Source organism: Pseudomonas sp. C32, from assembly GCF_030417915.1.
Lineage (GTDB): Bacteria > Pseudomonadota > Gammaproteobacteria > Pseudomonadales > Pseudomonadaceae > Aquipseudomonas.
On record NZ_JAUHUK010000012.1, the window covers coordinates 121696 to 137651 of the forward strand.

Below are 15956 nucleotides of genomic sequence, written 5' to 3' on the forward strand. Positions count from 1 at the left end.
CTCCTACGAGTCAGTGCTCGGAGTGCCGCTACCATTGATATAGGTCTTGTAGAGCTGAATGATTTGCGGGCCGGAATCGGTTGACGGTGAGGGGCCGGCAACATTGTCACCTTCGCACTCTTTCACGAACTGGCCGAAGATCTGCGCGTCCCCGCCTCCGCCATCCATGGGTTGCACCACGAAATAGCAGCCAAAACCGAGGACGGGGATCGAGGTTGAACCGCCCTGTTTGCCCGCACAGTTACCCACTACGATTTTCAGCATCCGGCGTTCGAACACCCCATTGCTCTCACAGCCACTGCCCCCCGCCACACACGCCGAAACGCTCGCACGCCAGTCGTTGTAGTCCAGTATCGAGTTGCTACCCGCTGTGAGATTGCCGTTGTTCGAGGTAACGGTTTGCCCTTGGTACTTCACTTGTGGCGGGCTGACTGAGTCGTCGTAAGTGATCGCGGGATCACTGGACGTCGTCACCAAATCCGGTGGATAGGCCGAGGCGCTGACGGGGCCATTGTAGATACCAAATCTTGTATTCAGGCCTTGAGATGCGGGACCGACCATGTTGCCGGGTGAGGTCTGAACACTTTGCCCTACGTCGCGACAGACCTTGCCACCGCCGGCCAGATCCTCCCTGACCTGACTGCCGCCCGAGCCAAAATCGAGCAATTGGAAATTTCCTGGACCAATGGGCGACGAATTGCCAGCTGCCGTCTTCAATACCTGCAGATCACCAAATTGAAAACCCCAGAACATGCCTGCGCCCGGGTTGTATTGAGTCGAGTCGCCACAGATCATCAAGGGTGCGAGATCACAAGGGCTGGTAGGGCTGGGGCCCGCTGTAGCAATTGCCGCCACTGCTTTAGTTCCCAGGCCACCAGAGCCGAATGCCTGGGCAAAGTTCCAGAAAAATCCGGTCAAACGATAACTCGGTACCGACACCCGAACGTATTTGGCATCCGTCGGCCCTGGATAGGAGAACGGGCCATAAACGCTACTTGCCAGTTCCACAACCGCAAATGCGCCTGCGTTGCCGGCGATCGCCGAGGCCAATTCGTTGTTGCCCGTGGCATTGGCATTCTGTATCAGCGTATTGAGCGAGGCCGTACGCGTCGAGCTGGCACTGTTAATGCCACCCGCCACCTGGCTCAGGGTTTTGGCGCCACTCAGGGCAGCGGCATCCACCGCATTCTGCAAGCGTGTTTTGTTCAGCATCATATGTCCGCCGTCCAAAGCCAACGCTGCCATCATGGCCATCGCCGCCAATGTGATCACCATCAAAACACTCACCGATCCTTCCTGGCGCCTTGGCGTCGAAGTGAACGGCCGCTGAATACGAAGATTCATCATCAAGCCCTCGATTGCCGATACTGATCCGGATCGGCTCCGCCAATACCCGGGTGCCCGGATAGTGTTGCGCCCTGTCAGCGAATGTTGACTACTTTGGCTTCGGTCCCGCGGATAACGGCGATCCCCCCCCCGCCGCTGCTGCGCTGTACCACGCGTTTTGGCGCCTCGGCTGTGGCCACAGCCATGACAGGGGCAACAGGTGCAATAGGTGTGACGGCCGCGGTTTTCTTCTCCAGGTTCAGCGGATTACGCAGCGTCAGTTGCAACTTGCCCTCCGTCTGCGCCGTGACCAGGGTTTCGGCCTCAGCAGTGGACATTTCCAGAGTCACCGCGCGCACCACTACCGGTTGGGTCTTGTCGGTGCCTGCGGTCTGATCCACCGCCAACACCCGCAAGTTTTCGAGGATGGTCCTGGACGTGGCGTTGTTGCTGCCGGCATTGGTGGTTTTGGTCGCCACTACATCCACCCGGTTACCCGGCAACAGGAATCCACCCACGCCGACCACATCGTCCACTCGTACCGAAATGGCGCGTTTGTCAGGCGCAATTAAAGAGGCCAGGGTGCTGCCCCCCAAGTGCTCGCTCAGACGTGCCCCCCGCACAATGTCGCCACTGAGAATGTCGAACGTTGCGATCTTGCCCACTGCTTTTTCGGTGGAGTCGAAGGCATCGTTCGGGATCGTATCCATGGGCATGCGTACGGTCGTGACCTGCTGGGGCTCGACCTTCTGCCCGAATGGAATTTCTACGGTGGCGACCACAACGCTTCGAAGGTGGTCATCCGGGCTGGCATTGAGCCGCGCGCTCAGCCAGGAGTCGGCCATCCATGCAGCCCCAAGGCCCATGACCAGAGAAACGCCTATCAAGGTAAGAGTACGAGAGCTCATGTCAGTATCTCCGTATCAAAGAAAGTTGAGCTGGACGAAGTAGTTGTTCCAGGCCCATTCCAACTCTTTCGGTGACAGTGATCCGGAACCGCCCATATAACGCTGACGATCGAGCGCCATGTTCAGGAGATCACGGGGATGGCAGGGCACCAGGGGCATGCCTTCATTTGCGTAAAGCCTTTGCAGCACATAACGCACCAGCAGCGGGTCGTAGGAAATGCCCAGCCGCTCGCTTTCCTGACGCCAGATCTTTTCGTATTCCTCGGGCTTCAGGTAACCGAACTGAACCTTGTAGCCAATCCGGCGAAGGAAGGCCTCATCGGCCAGTTCCAGGGGATTGAGGTTGGTGGAAAACACCAGAATCAGATCGAACGGCAGCTCGCAATGCCGACCGCCACCCAGGTTGAGGAAATCGCGTTTCTCTTCCATCGGAACGATCCAGCGATTCAACAGCTCAGCGGGGGCCATGCGCTGGCGCCCCATGTCGTCAATGATGAACAGGCCATTGCTCGCTTTGAGCTGTAGGGCGGCCTGATATTGACGGGTGGAGGGGTCAAAGCGAACGTCCAGTTGCTCCATGGTCAACTCACCGCCTGTGATCACGATCGGGCGCTTACAGCACAGCAGTCGACGGTCGATCCCTTCGTTGAGCATCAGATTGTTCTGCTGAGCGTTGTCATCGAGCCGCTGATGCACCTGCGGGTCATAAATCTCGATCACCGACTCGTTGATGACGATCGCATGAGGCACCCAGATGGCCTCGGCGAACAACCGGATCAGCCGACTGCTGACATAGGTCTTGCCGGTACCCGCGGGGCCATAAATCATGATCGCGCGCCCGGAGTTCATCGCCACACCCAACTGGTCGAGCATCTCCTCCGTGAGCACCACGCCAGCAAGGGCATTGCGCATATCGTTGGCGTTGATACGACCATGGTGAATGGTCTGTAGCTTGATCAGGGAGCGGTAGGTACTCACCGGGAAGGGTGCCGCGCCGATGTAGCCACTGCGAGACAGGGCATCGCGGGCGGCACTGCGTCCGCGTTCGGTCAGGCCATAACGCAATGACTGCCCGCCCGTTTGACTCACCTGACCAAGCACTTCAATACGGCCATCCTTGCGCAAAAACGCCAGGACCTCCTCTAGTACCGCGCCGGTCAACGCCAGGCGCTCCACCAACCGCGACATGTCCAGTACACCGGCATCAAACAAATGCTTGCACACCAACTCACCGAGGAAACTGTCGGTCAGACCGGTTTCTCGGATAGTGCAGGGCTGAGGAGCCAGCCGTTGCACCGCGCTCCGATTGTTGGGGTAGGCATCACTATCGACGATGACGTGCATGTCTATCCTCCGAATCCACCAGCAACTTGCCAGTAGACGCTGTTCAACGTTCCCAGCAGGATCGCTACTGTATAAGGAAAGGGCTTGCCGGCTACCTCGTCGGAGCTTGGCGCCATATAGGCCCGCGCCAAAAACATCAACCGATAGCGCCCCAAGGTCTGCAACAATTGACCGCGCACCAGCACGATCAGGAAACCGCACACTCCCCCCCATAGCAGACTGAAGAACACAGCCCACAAGGCATAATGGGGGGGTAGAAAACTGCCGGCCATAGCCATCAGCTTAACGTCGCCGGCAGCCATGCCACCCAGAGCATACATGGGCAGGAACAACGCAAAACCGATCAGGAGGCCCGACAAACTGTCTCCCATCCCGCTAATCCCTCCTGTGTAAGTCTGGCCGGCCAATCCCAAGGCCAGACCTACCAGGATCAGCAGGTTAGGAATGCGGTGGCGACGCAAGTCGCTCACCACCGCCACGCCCAGGAGTCCGATCAGCACAGCGATAACAATCAGCTGTTCCATGGACATGAAAAAACCTCCTACCAAAGTGACTGTTATGGGCAAGCAGCAGGAGTAATGGCGTTACAGATAGCCCGGATTTTGGTGTTCACTACCCCGCCAAGAAGCGTGAACGCTGTGACAACTAGCGCTGTAATCAACCCACCCGCCACCGCGTATTCCACAATGGTCAGGCCGTCTTCGTCTTTGACGAACTTCACTACCGAAGCCTTGATTGTTTGCATGATCATTTTGCCCACCTCACAAGAAAGTTGTTTTTTCTGAGGCAGTACGTTTTGCGCTGCCTGATGCAACCCTAGTCAGGGACAAGGCATGGGCGTTAGGAGGATTTTGCACATCGTTAGGATTTTTTTGCGGGGTGACCAACCAGAGGGGAGCTGGCCGTTGCAGGAGCAACAAGGGAGGATAAACAGGCCATTGAAACGTGAACGCAATTGTCATTGATTCACAAGCGACCAGCGGTTTGTTAACAACACATCACCAAAAACGCGCTCGGAACCGCCTTACAGGCATTACATAGAACGAACGAAACTAAAGACCGTATCACTTATCAGGATTTAATCTTTAGCGTGATAGCACATTGCTCAATACTCCGTATTCAAGAGAGGCATTAAGAACTCTAGAGTAAAGACATGACGTCCAATTTGACCAGAAGGCCTTCGTTACTATGGTTCGATCTGACTCATGATCGGTCCACCCAAGAACTCCTCACGCAGTTCGACAGTACGTGCGACTGCAAATTGGCGAAACACTTCGTGTTACCCATCACGGAACACGCAGACATGATCTGCATCCATTTTGATCGCCCCGACACCGCAGGGTTGAGGCAATTGCTGGAGATCAAGCGCACCACCCCTACCATCCCGATCACCATGTTTACCGTGCAGCACTCGGAGGAACTGGCAGTGTGGGCCATGCGTTCCAGCGCCTGGGAATACATGGTGCTGCCGCTCTCGGACAGCGAGAAGAAGCGCTACCTGTCGGCGGTGCTGCAGCTCTGCGAGCTGCGTCGAAATGTCAAAAGCCTGGGCAAGACATCACAGATCGACCACTCCCCGACCCTGCCGGACAGTATCCGGCTGACCTCAGGGCACCAAAAACACCAGGCGCTGAACAGCGTCATGCTGTACATCGAACAGCATTTTCGAGACAGCATCGATCAGCGGGATCTGGCACAGCGCTGCGGCATGACGACATTTCGCTTCAGTCGCCTGTTCAAGGAAGCCAATGGACTGGGTTTCACGGATTACATCTTGAACAAGCGCATGAACTTCGCCAAAGAACTGCTCGATAACAGCCAGATGCCTATTACCAGCATCGGTTATGAGGCCGGCTTCAAGGATCCTTCCTACTTCGCTCGTGCTTTCAAACAGTTCGCAAACTGCACGCCCAGCGAATACCGCTTGGCACGTCAACTCCGGGCGACGGCCAATGCGCAACTGATGCAGGATGAAAAAACCACGGAAGCGCTCGAAAGCCTGGTGCAAAGCCTCAGCAATTGATTTGTTTTTTACGCGCACACAAAAACGCCGCTCAATGAGCGGCGTTTTCGTTAAATATGGAGCGGGAAACGAGACTCGAACTCGCGACCCCGACCTTGGCAAGGTCGTGCTCTACCAACTGAGCTATTCCCGCAAATGGCGTCCCCTAGGGGACTCGAACCCCTGTTACCGCCGTGAAAGGGCGGTGTCCTAGGCCACTAGACGAAGGGGACACGCTGCCCGGAACACATGGTGTGTGTTTCGGTGCCCAGAGCCGCATCCGAAGACTTGGTTCTGGTTTCACTCAGCCCTGCCCGAAAGCAACGCTGTTTAAAATTGGAGCGGGAAACGAGACTCGAACTCGCGACCCCGACCTTGGCAAGGTCGTGCTCTACCAACTGAGCTATTCCCGCAATGGCGTCCCCTAGGGGACTCGAACCCCTGTTACCGCCGTGAAAGGGCGGTGTCCTAGGCCACTAGACGAAGGGGACACACGTACAACATTCACTCCCTGCCGCGTTTCGCTGTGTGCTTTACGCTGCAAGTGGCGCGCATTCTATGGATGGATTGAGAAGTCGTCAACCCCCAGATATAAATTTATTTAAATCAATGACTTCGCCCTGCTTTTGGGCGCCTTCGAGGATTTTGGGCTGCCCGACGATTGACGCCTATATTCTGGCATCCATCAAGAGGCTATAGTCCATTCAATGATGGCAACCGGCTTCTCAGGTGCCATCATTTATAGAAGCGAGACTGCGGCCGATATAGTCACAAGCCTGTCCGATTCACCCGTCGTGCGGACCTATGCGCTCAAATGCCCAGCCACTACACTCGCACGCAAACCCTATATAAGAGGTCTTACCGGTGACACCACTCATGATCACCCTGCTGGTTGTAGCCGGGATCGCTTTGTTGATTGCCATTGGCTACATGAACCATGTGGTGGAAAACAACAAGCTGGAAAAGGCCCGTACCAAGGTTGAACTCAATGATCGCCTGCGTCGCTGCGGCGAAATCACCGAGACCTTCCCCGGCCAGTTGATGACTCCTGCACTTAAACTGCTGGTGACTCGCCTGGAACTGAACGTCTGCCAACGCCTGCTCAATCTGGAAAAATCCAGCGCCAACCTCAAGGCCCGGATTACCGAACTGGAGACCCTGGTCGGCCAAGGTGAATCCATCCCGGTCAACAACCCGCCAGCCCCTATCCAGACCGAAGCCAAGGCCAAGGACGTGCGCTTTCTGCTGGAAGCGTTGCACGGCCAGATTACCCGCGCCGCCCAGGACGGCTTCCTGCCGCCCAACGAAGCCAAGCGCTGGATCCGCGAAGTGCGCCACATCCTGGTGCTGCTGCACATCGAGTTCTTCAACAATCTCGGCCAGCATTCCCTGCAACAAAATCAGCCCGGCCAGGCACGCCTGGCATTCGAGCGCGGCGTGCAGTACTTGCGCAAACAGCAGGACCCACAGGTTTATGCCGATCAACTCGCGTACCTGGAAAAACTACTGGTCCGCGCCAACGACCAGGTCATGGATCGCATTGCGCCGGTAGAAGGCGAAGTCAACCAGTTGACCGAAGGCCTCAAAGACGTTGAAGCCGATGCGGACTGGAAAAAGAAAGTGATCTACGACTGATCATCGAGTGCAACACGTGTAGGAGCGAGCTTGCTCGCGATGGACTCAAGAACGCTGCGTTTAGCCAGTAAACACGCGTTATCGTCAACGAGCATCGCGAGCAAGCACGATCCTGCACGGCTTGACGCCTTAAAGCCTGAAATGCCCCACCATCCCCTTCAACTCAACGCCCAGCTGCGCCAACTGAACACTGGACGCTGCGTTCCCCTGCATCGCCAACGATGATTGATCCGCACTGGCGCGAATGCTGGTGACACTGCGATTGATCTCCTCAGCCACCGAGCTCTGCTCTTCGGCAGCCGCCGCAATCTGCTGGTTCATCTGCTGGATCAACGACACTGCCGCCGCAATGCTCCCCAGCGCGCTCTCGGTCTGCAATGCATCGCTGACCGCCAGTTTCACCAACTCGCCACTGTTCTGAATCTGCTGCACCGACGACTGCGCTGCCGAACGCAAAGCGCTGACCAAGCGCTCGATTTCCTCGGTTGATTGCTGGGTCCGCCTGGCCAGTGCACGCACTTCGTCGGCGACCACCGCAAACCCTCTGCCCTGCTCACCGGCACGGGCGGCCTCGATCGCCGCGTTCAACGCCAACAGGTTGGTTTGTTCGGCGACGCTTTTGATCACACCCAACACCGCGCCGATGTTCTGGATTTGTGCACTCAGGCTTTCAATGCTTGAACTGGCCGACGTTGCAGAGTCTGCCAACTGTTCGATCCGCGCCATGCTCTGGCGCACCACCTGCTGACCGCTTTCAACTTTGCCATCCGCTGTCTGCGCAGCCTGGGCGGCCTCTTCCGCATTGCGTGCGACGTCGTGCACGGTGGTGGTCATTTGATTCATCGCCGTGGCAACCTGTTCGGTTTCTTCCTTTTGGCTGCTGACTTCAAGGTTGGTCTGCTCCGTCACCGCCGACAGCGATTGAGCGGACGTCGCCAACTGCTCGATACCTGACTGCAAACCGCTGACGATCTGGCCAAGCCCTGCGCCCATTTGCTGCATCGCCTGCATCAACTGGCCGATTTCGTCACGGCGTGTCACCTCAACCGTCGTACTCAGATCCCCCGCAGCAATCCGCTGTGCGACATGGATCACACTGCGCAACGGCGCCACGATCAAGCGGGTGATCAGCCACGCGGCAACGAATCCGACCAACAATGCCAACGCAGAAGAGCCGATGATCAGAAGCGAGTTCTTTTCCAGTTCGGCCTGCATCGACCGGTCTTCGGCCACATAAGCCTGATCCACCCGCTCAACCACTTGGCCTGCGCGCTGGTGCAGTTGCTGGTAGACGGTTTTTTCCTGCTCCAGCAGGCCGGTGTACTCGGCAAGTTTGTCGCTGAAGCTGGCGATATGGCCCGTCACCTCGTTAAGGACGGTCTGATAGCCCTCGTCCTTGACCGTGGTTTTGAGCTGCTCAGCCTGGATCAGCGCCTGACTGGCCTGTTCGATCTTGCCCTGCCCGGCGCTGTCATCACCCTTGCGGCTCTGGTCCAGGCGAACGCGCGCTTCGTTCATGGCCTGCAGCATCAACCGCGACACCTGACTGACCTGACTGGCTTGCTCGATGAATTGCGCACCGTCCTTGCCTTCGGAATCCTTCAAGGCATAGGCACCATCATCGGCGAGCCCGGCCTGCAACACGTCGAGATTGTTGGCCACGCTGGAGACCGACCAACTGGCCATTTCCAGCGCAAGGTCCTTGGCCTGACTGAGTGAGACAAACTCGTCAAAGGCCTTGCGGTATGCACCCAGGGACTGTTCGACGTCATTCATCACCGGCACGTTGGCCGCAGACTCAGACTTGAGCTGATTGGCCAGGGCGATCAAACCGTCAACGCCCTCATGCAAGGCATCGACGGTTTTCGGGTTTGCGTGCAAGGCATATTCCTGCTCCAGCAGCCGCACCTTGAGCAAACCACTGTTGAGCGACGACATCTGTTTCAACCCGTCGAAGCGCTGGCTGATGGTTTGCAGAGACCAGACCCCAATGCCTGCCACCAAGGCGGTCAACAACAGCACAAGCAGAAAACCTGTCCCCAGTTTCTTCGCCATACCGAGGTTGGCAAAACGTCCCTGCACGTGCGAATTCATTGCACTTGATCCCCTGCCATAGTCTGTGGACGAAGACTCTCAACGGGTTTGTACCAACACAAGACGCTGGCGCCTGAATAATGGCAAAAAGCTACGCCAACGTCGCTTTCAGAACGCTTGAGGTCGATCCGCAGCCGTGGCCTGAAAGAACGCCCGGGCCCGGGGATCGCAGGCATACGTCACGTTGATGCGCTGCCAGTCACAGGGCTGGCCGGCAGGGCTGAACGCAGTGTTTGAAGATAGCTGCACGCCAAAGCGCCGTGCCTGCGCCTGGACCTGATCAAGGTCTGACATTCGTGAGCGCGCCCAAATGTACAACCCCCCCGCCGGTTTTGCGAAAACCTCCCAGTCGGCATCTTCAAGCAGCTGTAATGCCGCCAGCCTGTTGCTGCTCAACCGTTGTCCCTGGCGCTGCACCAGGCCTCGATAGGCACCACTGGCCAACAGAGACGCCAACACCGATTCACAAAATAGCGAGGCGCCCATGCTGCTGATCATCTTGACCTCGGCCAGACGCGAAATCACTTCGCCACTGGCCACCACGAAACCGACCCGCAAGGAACTGCTGAGGGTCTTGGAATAGCTGCCGACGTAGATCACGTTGTCATCCAGTGCCGCCAACCGCGTGCCTGGCCCGGCGTGCAAATCTGCATAGACGTCGTCTTCGATCAGCAGAACGCCATGGGTGCTGGCCAGTTGCACAACCTGCCGCGCCATCATGGGCGCAAGGCTGCTGCCGGTCGGGTTGTGATGGAAGCTGTTGATGAACAACCCGCGCGGCCGGTGCTTGAGCAACAACGCTTCAAGGACTTCGATGTCCGGCCCTCGCGGGGTTCGTGGCACTTCAATCATGCCGATACCGTGCAGTTTGAGCAGGTCGAAGAGCAAGGGATCACCAGGGCTTTCAACCACGACACAATCACCGGACTGGAACAGCGTTCGTACAATCAGGTCAAGCCCTTGACTGGCTCCCGTCGTGGTCACGATTTGATTCTCTTGCGTCGTAATACCCAGGCTTTTGAGACGTTTGAGGATCTGTTGACGCAACGCTGGCAGGCCCAACGGCGTGCCGTAGCTGAACAGAGCCGCCATGTCGGTGCGGCTGACCTGGCGGATCGCGTAACTCAGGTCATCCGTCTCGCGCCAACTCTCGGGCAAGCCGCCGCAACCCAGCCTCAACTCCTCACTCTGGCTTGAACCCTGAAGGAGGATTTCACCCTCCTTCGCGGATGCTGCCGGATCGGCAACCCAATAGCCGCCCCGATGACGTGACAGCAGCAGACCCTGCGCGACCAAACGGTCGCAGGCCTCGGAAACCGTCGATTGACTGAGCAGATTGATCCGCGCGATGTGCCGTACCGAAGGCAAGCGCACGCCGGGGGTTACGGCGCTGGAGCGAAGCCAGCAGGCCAGCGCATCGACGATTTGCTGTACGACCGGCACCAATGCCTGTCGATCGATTCTCAACTCCATGAGCTAGCAAACTCCTGTCCGTTTTGCGAAAAACAGTTAATCACAGGAACGCTCGACGGGATGTGCGAGAACACCGCCAAAACTTGCAATTCTTACCGTTTGAAACACATTCTCCGGTCGCCTGTTGGCGTGATGCTACAACTCAAAAAAATGTTGGATCGAGCAAAAAAAAACGTGGCGAGGGAGCTTGCTCCCACTGGGTCGCAAAGCGGCCCCACCTCTTTGCCAAACGAGATGGGACTGCTACGCAGTCCAGCGGGAGCAAGCTCCCTCGCCACAGGTCATGTCATACAGGCGTGGGTCAGAACGCTGTCACGCCACCGTCTACCGCCAACGAATGCCCGGTGGTGAAGGCCGCGCCATCGCTGCACAGGTACAGCACCGCGCTGGCAATTTCCTCGACCTTGCCGATGCGACCCACCGGGTGCATGGCATTGGCGAACTCGCCCTTTTTCGGGTCGGCTTCATAGGCGCGACGGAACATGTCGGTATCGATGACCGCCGGGCACACCGCGTTGACCCGGATCTTTTTCTTGGCGTATTCGATGGCGGCCGATTTGGTCAGGCCGATCACCGCATGCTTGGACGCCGCGTAGATGCTCATTTTTGGCGCCGCCCCCAGGCCGGCGACCGAGGCAGTGTTGACGATCGCACCGCCGCCCTGGGCCAGCAGCAATGGCAACTGGTACTTCATGCACAGCCAGACGCCTTTGACATTGACGCCCATGATCGCGTCGAACTCGTCGACGGTGCCTTCGGCCAGTTTGCCTTTTTCGATCTCGATGCCGGCATTGTTGAAGGCATAGTCGAGGCGACCGTAAGTATTGATCACCTCCTCCATCAGGTTTTTCACGTCGTTTTCCAGCGTTACGTTGCAGCGCACGAAGGTCGCTTCGCCGCCCGCCGTACGAATCAGCGCTACTGTGCCCTCGCCGCCCGCCGTGTCCATGTCGGCCACCACCACCTTCAGGCCTTCGGCGGCAAATGCCTGGGCGGTTGCGCGACCAATGCCGGCCGCTGCACCTGTCACCACTGCCACCTGACCGGAAAACGTCATGCTCATTGTTATGCCCTCGGAAGAGAAGAATGCGGGAAGTTGCGTGCCCCCAGTCTAGGCACAGGGACCTTGGGCGCGGCAGCACTATCAAAAGGCCGGTTGGACGCCCATGAGTTGCAGTGATGGACCTGCCGGCAGCTCCATCACCACACTGGATCGGCGTGTATTCGCCACATCAGCCAGACTTGCAGCCGCGAGGCTAAGCAGCTATCAACAAGGCTTCATTCATCTTGAGTGCCTGTCATGACTTCCCAGACCAACCGTCAATTCCTGCTCGCCAAACGTCCGGTAGGCGCGGCGACCCGCGAGACATTCACTTATCAGGAAGTACCGGTCGGCGAACCGGCGGCGGGTCAGATCCTGGTCAAGAACGAATACCTGTCGCTTGATCCGGCGATGCGTGGCTGGATGAACGAGGGCAAGTCCTACATTCCGCCGGTCGGTCTCGGCGAAGTCATGCGCGCATTGGGTGTAGGCAAAGTCGTTGCCTCGAATAATCCAGGCTTCGCGGTCGGGGACTACGTCAATGGCGCCCTTGGCGTGCAGGACTACTTCCTCGGTGAGCCGCGAGGCTTCTACAAGGTCGATCCCAACCTGGCGCCGCTGCCGCGTTACTTGTCCGCGCTGGGCATGACCGGGATGACGGCGTACTTCGCCCTGCTCGACGTGGGCGCTCCGAAGGCCGGTGACACGGTGGTGTTGTCGGGCGCAGCGGGTGCAGTGGGCAGCATTGCCGGGCAAATCGCCAAGATCAAAGGATGCCGGGTTGTCGGCATCGCCGGTGGCGCGGACAAGTGCAAGTTCCTCATCGATGAATTGGGGTTCGACGGGGTTATCGATTACAAGAATGAAGATGTGATCGCCGGCCTTAAGCGCGAGTGCCCGAAAGGTGTGGACGTGTATTTCGACAACGTCGGTGGCGACATTCTCGACGCCGTGTTGAGCCGTCTGAACATGAAAGCGCGGGTGGTGATTTGCGGCGCCATCAGCCAGTACAACAACAAGGAAGCGGTCAAAGGCCCGGCCAACTACCTGTCGCTGCTGGTCAACCGCGCGCGCATGGAAGGTTTTGTGGTCATGGACTACGCCGCCCAGTTCGCTGCCGCAGGGCAGGAAATGGCCGGCTGGATGGCCAAGGGGCAGCTCAAGAGCAAGGAAGACATTGTCGAAGGACTAGAGACGTTCCCGGAGACGCTGATGAAGTTATTCAGCGGGGAGAATTTCGGGAAGTTGGTGTTGAAGGTTTAACGTTGCCCTTGTAGGAGCTGGCTTGCCAGCGATCGCATCACCGCGATTACACAGGTAAACCGTGGTGATGCGATCGCCGGCAAGCCGGCTCCTACAGGTTTGATGTTTACGCCAGTTCGGCCACGACCGATGCCAGCGCCTTGGCCGGATCCGCCGCCTGGCTGATCGGACGGCCGATCACCAGATAGTCCGAGCCGGCATCCAGTGCCTGACGCGGGGTCAGGATGCGGCGTTGATCGTCCTGGGCGCTGCCCGCAGGACGAATCCCCGGGGTCACCAGTTGCAGCGACGGGTGCGCCGTTTTCAGGGCCTGGGCTTCCAGGGCCGAGCACACCAGACCGTCCATCCCGGCTTTTTCCGCCAGCGCAGCCAGACGCAGCACCTGCTCCTGCGGCTCGATATCCAGACCGATACCCGCCAGATCCTCACGCTCCATGCTGGTCAGCACGGTCACGCCGATCAGCAGTGGCTGCGGGCCGCTGCGCTTGTCCAGCACTTCACGGCACGCGGCCATCATGCGCAGGCCACCGGAGCAATGCACGTTGACCATCCATACGCCCATTTCCGCAGCAGCCTTGACGGCCATGGCGGTGGTGTTCGGGATGTCGTGGAACTTGAGGTCCAGGAACACTTCGAAACCCTTGTCGCGCAGGGTGCCGACGATTTCCGAGGCGCAGCTGGTGAACAGTTCTTTACCGACTTTGACCCGGCACAGCTTCGGGTCCAACTGATCGGCCAGCTTCAGTGCGGCGTCACGGGTAGGGAAATCCAGGGCGACGATGATAGGAGTCTGGCAGGCGGACATGAGTGGGCTCTCAGGCAAGTCGAAATCGGCGCGCATTGTAGCGGAACCAGCGTCGCTGCGGGACCCGATGATCGGTAAATCGTCGCAGCATTACAGGAAAGACTAGCTCCCGGCGCAAAAAACCTCAGGGCCGACGATCTTCAACCCGCGCCTGAGTCTTGCTCCAGTCGGTCAATAGGCTGTAAGCCACCGCCAGCAACGTAGGCCCGATGAACAGGCCGATGAAGCCAAAGGCAATCAAACCGCCAAACACCCCCAGCAGCACAATGACCAGCGGCAGATTACCGCCACGGCTGATCAGGTACGGTTTGAGCACGTTGTCGACGCCACTGATGATGAACATGCCCCAGGCCCCGAGAAACATGGCCATTCCATATTCACCTTTCCAGGCCAGCCAGGCCGTGGCGGGAATCCACACCAGCGGTGGCCCCATCGGGATCAGGCTGAGCAGGAAAGTTGCGATACCGAGCACCAGCGCCCCCGGCACTCCAGCAATCAGGAACCCGATCAATGCCAGGATGGCCTGGGCCGCTGCCGTGCCGATCACGCCGTTGACCACTCGCTGTACCGTGCCCGCCACCAATTCAATGTAGTAAGTGGCACGCTGGCCGATCAGCCGCTCCAGCAGGCTGTGCACAAATACCGCCAGTCGCGGCCCGTCGCGATAGAAAAAGAACACGAAAACGATGCTCAGGGTCAGCTCGAGAATCCCGCCGCCGATCTGCGCACTGCGCGCCAGGAACCAATTGCCGACCTGCCCCAGGTACGGTTTGAGGCTCACCATCATTGCCGCGCCCTGCTGGTCGATGCTGTTCCAGATCCCGACCAGTCGCTCGCCCACCAACGGAATTGCGCCCAGCCAGGCCGGCGCTTCGGGCAAACCTTCGAGTTGCGCATCCTTGATGAACACCGTGGCATCACGCACATGGTCCGCCAGGTTGAACCCCAGCCAAACCAGCGGCGCCGCCACCAGCACCATCCAGCCCACGGTCAACAGTGCCGCCGCCAGCGACTCACGGCCGTTGAGCCAACGAGTCAGCAATCGCATCAGCGGCCAACTGGCAAACGCCAGCACCGCGCCCCAGAACAACGCCGACCAAAACGGCGCCATCACCCATAAACTCGCGCCAAACAGCGCAACGAGCAGGATCTGCACCAACAGGCGATCGTTATTGAGCATTTTGAATCCCGAAAAAAACTGTCAGCAAAAGAGTAGGCGAACGTGGCGCCCACGTTCACCCGGTGAAGCCTACCGCAATAGTTCGATGTGCAGGCCAGAGCCTTCAACGCTGCCGGTTTCCATCCTGGCGGTCCTCACACCTTGAGTGATCAAGGCCTGGCGCCAAGCCTCGGCATTGGCCCCGGAAATACTGACCCGCAGCGTGGTGTCGAGGTTCAGGCCCCGGGAAATCAGGCGCAGCCAGGTTTCGTCAGGCGCGTCGATCAGTTTCGGGAAATCGAGTTCGCCAGTGCTCTTGAGCTCACGCAGCAAGGTCGCAGACGTCGGCAGCAAATCGCCCAGTGGCGCGGAGGCGTCGAACTGTTCTACATGCAGGTAGGCTTTGCGATTGCCACGGGTGATGCTGTAAAGCGCCACCAGCGTGTTGTCCTGGGGTGCTGCAAGGCGCAACAGCAAATAGGCTTGCTGATCATCGGCGCCATATAACTTGGCGTTGCCGAAGACTTCATTGGCCCACAGGCTGCTTTCACCGCAATCACGGGCCTGACACCAGAACAGCAATTGCGCGTCCTGCTTCTGCAAGGCTTCGCGGGCGGCGGTGAAGGCGTCGATGGAAGAATGTTCCGGCGGCAATTCATAGGTCACCGAAGTGGCCCGCCCACGGGCACTGACCTGACCGTCGAAACGCAACTGACCGCTGATTTTACGAATCGAGCCCAAGGGGTAGATCCGCTCCAGCTCAACCGAGGGGCGATAGTCGACGATCTGGGCGTCGGCCATACGCGGCACGATCGGCAGGTCCTGACTGCCCGGTACATCGGCGGCAAACAACAAAGGACTGAAGCAGCACAGCGCCAGCAAATTGATTGAACGCATGAATAGAC

At 58.4% G+C, this 15956-nt stretch carries 14 protein-coding genes and 4 tRNA genes; 3 read left to right on the forward strand and 15 right to left on the reverse strand.

Annotated features, from left to right (window positions below):
• Positions 1-3: 3 nt before the first annotated feature.
• The 5 genes from QYH43_RS15575 to QYH43_RS15595 all read right to left on the reverse strand — a co-directional run bounded on the left by QYH43_RS15575 (position 4) and on the right by QYH43_RS15595 (position 4329).
• Complete coding sequence (locus QYH43_RS15575) at positions 4-1347, reverse strand: TadE/TadG family type IV pilus assembly protein (RefSeq protein ID WP_301157345.1); 1344 nt, start codon at positions 1345-1347, stop codon at positions 4-6.
• A 74-nt stretch (positions 1348-1421) separates the two neighbouring features.
• A complete protein-coding gene (gene cpaB / locus QYH43_RS15580) occupies positions 1422-2234 on the reverse strand; it encodes a Flp pilus assembly protein CpaB (RefSeq protein ID WP_301157346.1) in 813 nt (270 codons plus the stop codon).
• Between the two features lie 15 nt (positions 2235-2249).
• Entirely contained in the window at positions 2250-3578 is a 1329-nt protein-coding gene (locus QYH43_RS15585) for an AAA family ATPase (RefSeq protein ID WP_301157347.1), read from the reverse strand.
• A gap of 2 nt (positions 3579-3580) precedes the next feature.
• On the reverse strand, positions 3581-4108 hold the full coding sequence (locus QYH43_RS15590) for a prepilin peptidase (protein WP_301157348.1): 528 nt from the start codon (positions 4106-4108) through the stop codon (positions 3581-3583).
• A 26-nt stretch (positions 4109-4134) separates the two neighbouring features.
• A complete protein-coding gene (locus QYH43_RS15595; protein WP_301157349.1) occupies positions 4135-4329 on the reverse strand; it encodes a Flp family type IVb pilin in 195 nt (64 codons plus the stop codon).
• Positions 4330-4731: 402 nt separating this feature from the next.
• On the opposite strand from QYH43_RS15595, the gene QYH43_RS15600 reads away from it, so the two are divergent.
• Positions 4732-5601, forward strand: a complete 870-nt coding sequence (locus QYH43_RS15600) for an AraC family transcriptional regulator (RefSeq protein ID WP_301157350.1) — start codon at positions 4732-4734, stop codon at positions 5599-5601.
• A gap of 57 nt (positions 5602-5658) precedes the next feature.
• Here QYH43_RS15600 and QYH43_RS15605 read toward each other — a convergent pair.
• The 4 genes from QYH43_RS15605 to QYH43_RS15620 form a co-directional block, all read right to left on the reverse strand.
• Positions 5659-5734 (reverse strand) — tRNA-Gly (locus QYH43_RS15605).
• A 3-nt stretch (positions 5735-5737) separates the two neighbouring features.
• Positions 5738-5813: transfer RNA gene (locus QYH43_RS15610), tRNA-Glu, on the reverse strand.
• A gap of 104 nt (positions 5814-5917) precedes the next feature.
• Positions 5918-5993, reverse strand: a tRNA-Gly gene (locus QYH43_RS15615).
• Between the two features lie 2 nt (positions 5994-5995).
• Positions 5996-6071 (reverse strand) — tRNA-Glu (locus QYH43_RS15620).
• A gap of 385 nt (positions 6072-6456) precedes the next feature.
• Between QYH43_RS15620 and QYH43_RS15625 the strand changes: the two genes are divergently transcribed.
• Positions 6457-7215: a hypothetical protein gene (locus QYH43_RS15625; protein WP_301157351.1), complete on the forward strand. Its 759-nt coding sequence runs from the start codon at positions 6457-6459 to the stop codon at positions 7213-7215.
• A gap of 129 nt (positions 7216-7344) precedes the next feature.
• Here the strand turns inward: QYH43_RS15625 and QYH43_RS15630 are convergent, their stop codons facing one another.
• From QYH43_RS15630 to QYH43_RS15640, 3 genes are all read right to left on the reverse strand, one after another.
• Complete coding sequence (locus tag QYH43_RS15630) at positions 7345-9309, reverse strand: methyl-accepting chemotaxis protein (protein ID WP_301157352.1); 1965 nt, start codon at positions 9307-9309, stop codon at positions 7345-7347.
• A gap of 108 nt (positions 9310-9417) precedes the next feature.
• The gene (locus QYH43_RS15635) at positions 9418-10782 is read right to left on the reverse strand and encodes a PLP-dependent aminotransferase family protein (protein ID WP_301157353.1); all 1365 of its coding nucleotides are present in this window, start codon (positions 10780-10782) and stop codon (positions 9418-9420) included.
• Between the two features lie 301 nt (positions 10783-11083).
• A complete protein-coding gene (locus tag QYH43_RS15640; RefSeq protein WP_301157354.1) occupies positions 11084-11845 on the reverse strand; it encodes an SDR family oxidoreductase in 762 nt (253 codons plus the stop codon).
• Positions 11846-12082: 237 nt separating this feature from the next.
• Here QYH43_RS15640 and QYH43_RS15645 point away from each other — a divergent pair, with 237 nt between their 5' ends.
• Positions 12083-13087, forward strand: a complete 1005-nt coding sequence (locus QYH43_RS15645; protein WP_095056571.1) for an NADP-dependent oxidoreductase — start codon at positions 12083-12085, stop codon at positions 13085-13087.
• 106 nt (positions 13088-13193) lie between these two features.
• Here QYH43_RS15645 and pyrF read toward each other — a convergent pair whose 3' ends face one another.
• The 3 genes from pyrF to QYH43_RS15660 all read right to left on the reverse strand — a co-directional run bounded on the left by pyrF (position 13194) and on the right by QYH43_RS15660 (position 15948).
• Positions 13194-13892 carry an orotidine-5'-phosphate decarboxylase gene (gene pyrF / locus QYH43_RS15650; RefSeq protein WP_177408769.1) on the reverse strand — a complete coding sequence of 233 codons (699 nt, stop codon included), beginning with the start codon at positions 13890-13892 and terminating at the stop codon, positions 13194-13196.
• Positions 13893-14016: 124 nt separating this feature from the next.
• Entirely contained in the window at positions 14017-15072 is a 1056-nt protein-coding gene (locus QYH43_RS15655; protein WP_095056569.1) for an AI-2E family transporter, read from the reverse strand.
• A 69-nt stretch (positions 15073-15141) separates the two neighbouring features.
• Positions 15142-15948 (reverse strand): DUF4892 domain-containing protein, encoded by an 807-nt coding sequence (locus QYH43_RS15660; protein ID WP_095056568.1) that lies wholly within the window; start codon positions 15946-15948, stop codon positions 15142-15144.
• Positions 15949-15956: the final 8 nt, after the last annotated feature.

What these genes read in the sequence shown, in the direction of transcription:
- QYH43_RS15630 (WP_301157352.1), bottom strand. Translation starts at nt 9,309, where the DNA reads ATGAATTCGCACGTGCAGGGACGTTTTGCCAACCTCGGTATGGCGAAG.
- QYH43_RS15595 (WP_301157349.1), bottom strand. Translation starts at nt 4,329, where the DNA reads ATGATCATGCAAACAATCAAGGCTTCGGTAGTGAAGTTCGTCAAAGAC.
- QYH43_RS15625 (WP_301157351.1), top strand. Translation starts at nt 6,457, where the DNA reads ATGATCACCCTGCTGGTTGTAGCCGGGATCGCTTTGTTGATTGCCATT.
- QYH43_RS15575 (WP_301157345.1), bottom strand. Translation starts at nt 1,347, where the DNA reads ATGATGAATCTTCGTATTCAGCGGCCGTTCACTTCGACGCCAAGGCGC.
- cpaB (WP_301157346.1), bottom strand. Translation starts at nt 2,234, where the DNA reads ATGAGCTCTCGTACTCTTACCTTGATAGGCGTTTCTCTGGTCATGGGC.
- QYH43_RS15655 (WP_095056569.1), bottom strand. Translation starts at nt 15,072, where the DNA reads ATGCTCAATAACGATCGCCTGTTGGTGCAGATCCTGCTCGTTGCGCTG.
- QYH43_RS15585 (WP_301157347.1), bottom strand. Translation starts at nt 3,578, where the DNA reads ATGCACGTCATCGTCGATAGTGATGCCTACCCCAACAATCGGAGCGCG.
- pyrF (WP_177408769.1), bottom strand. Translation starts at nt 13,892, where the DNA reads ATGTCCGCCTGCCAGACTCCTATCATCGTCGCCCTGGATTTCCCTACC.
- QYH43_RS15645 (WP_095056571.1), top strand. Translation starts at nt 12,083, where the DNA reads ATGACTTCCCAGACCAACCGTCAATTCCTGCTCGCCAAACGTCCGGTA.
- QYH43_RS15640 (WP_301157354.1), bottom strand. Translation starts at nt 11,845, where the DNA reads ATGAGCATGACGTTTTCCGGTCAGGTGGCAGTGGTGACAGGTGCAGCG.
- QYH43_RS15660 (WP_095056568.1), bottom strand. Translation starts at nt 15,948, where the DNA reads ATGCGTTCAATCAATTTGCTGGCGCTGTGCTGCTTCAGTCCTTTGTTG.
- QYH43_RS15635 (WP_301157353.1), bottom strand. Translation starts at nt 10,782, where the DNA reads ATGGAGTTGAGAATCGATCGACAGGCATTGGTGCCGGTCGTACAGCAA.
- QYH43_RS15590 (WP_301157348.1), bottom strand. Translation starts at nt 4,108, where the DNA reads ATGTCCATGGAACAGCTGATTGTTATCGCTGTGCTGATCGGACTCCTG.
- QYH43_RS15600 (WP_301157350.1), top strand. Translation starts at nt 4,732, where the DNA reads ATGACGTCCAATTTGACCAGAAGGCCTTCGTTACTATGGTTCGATCTG.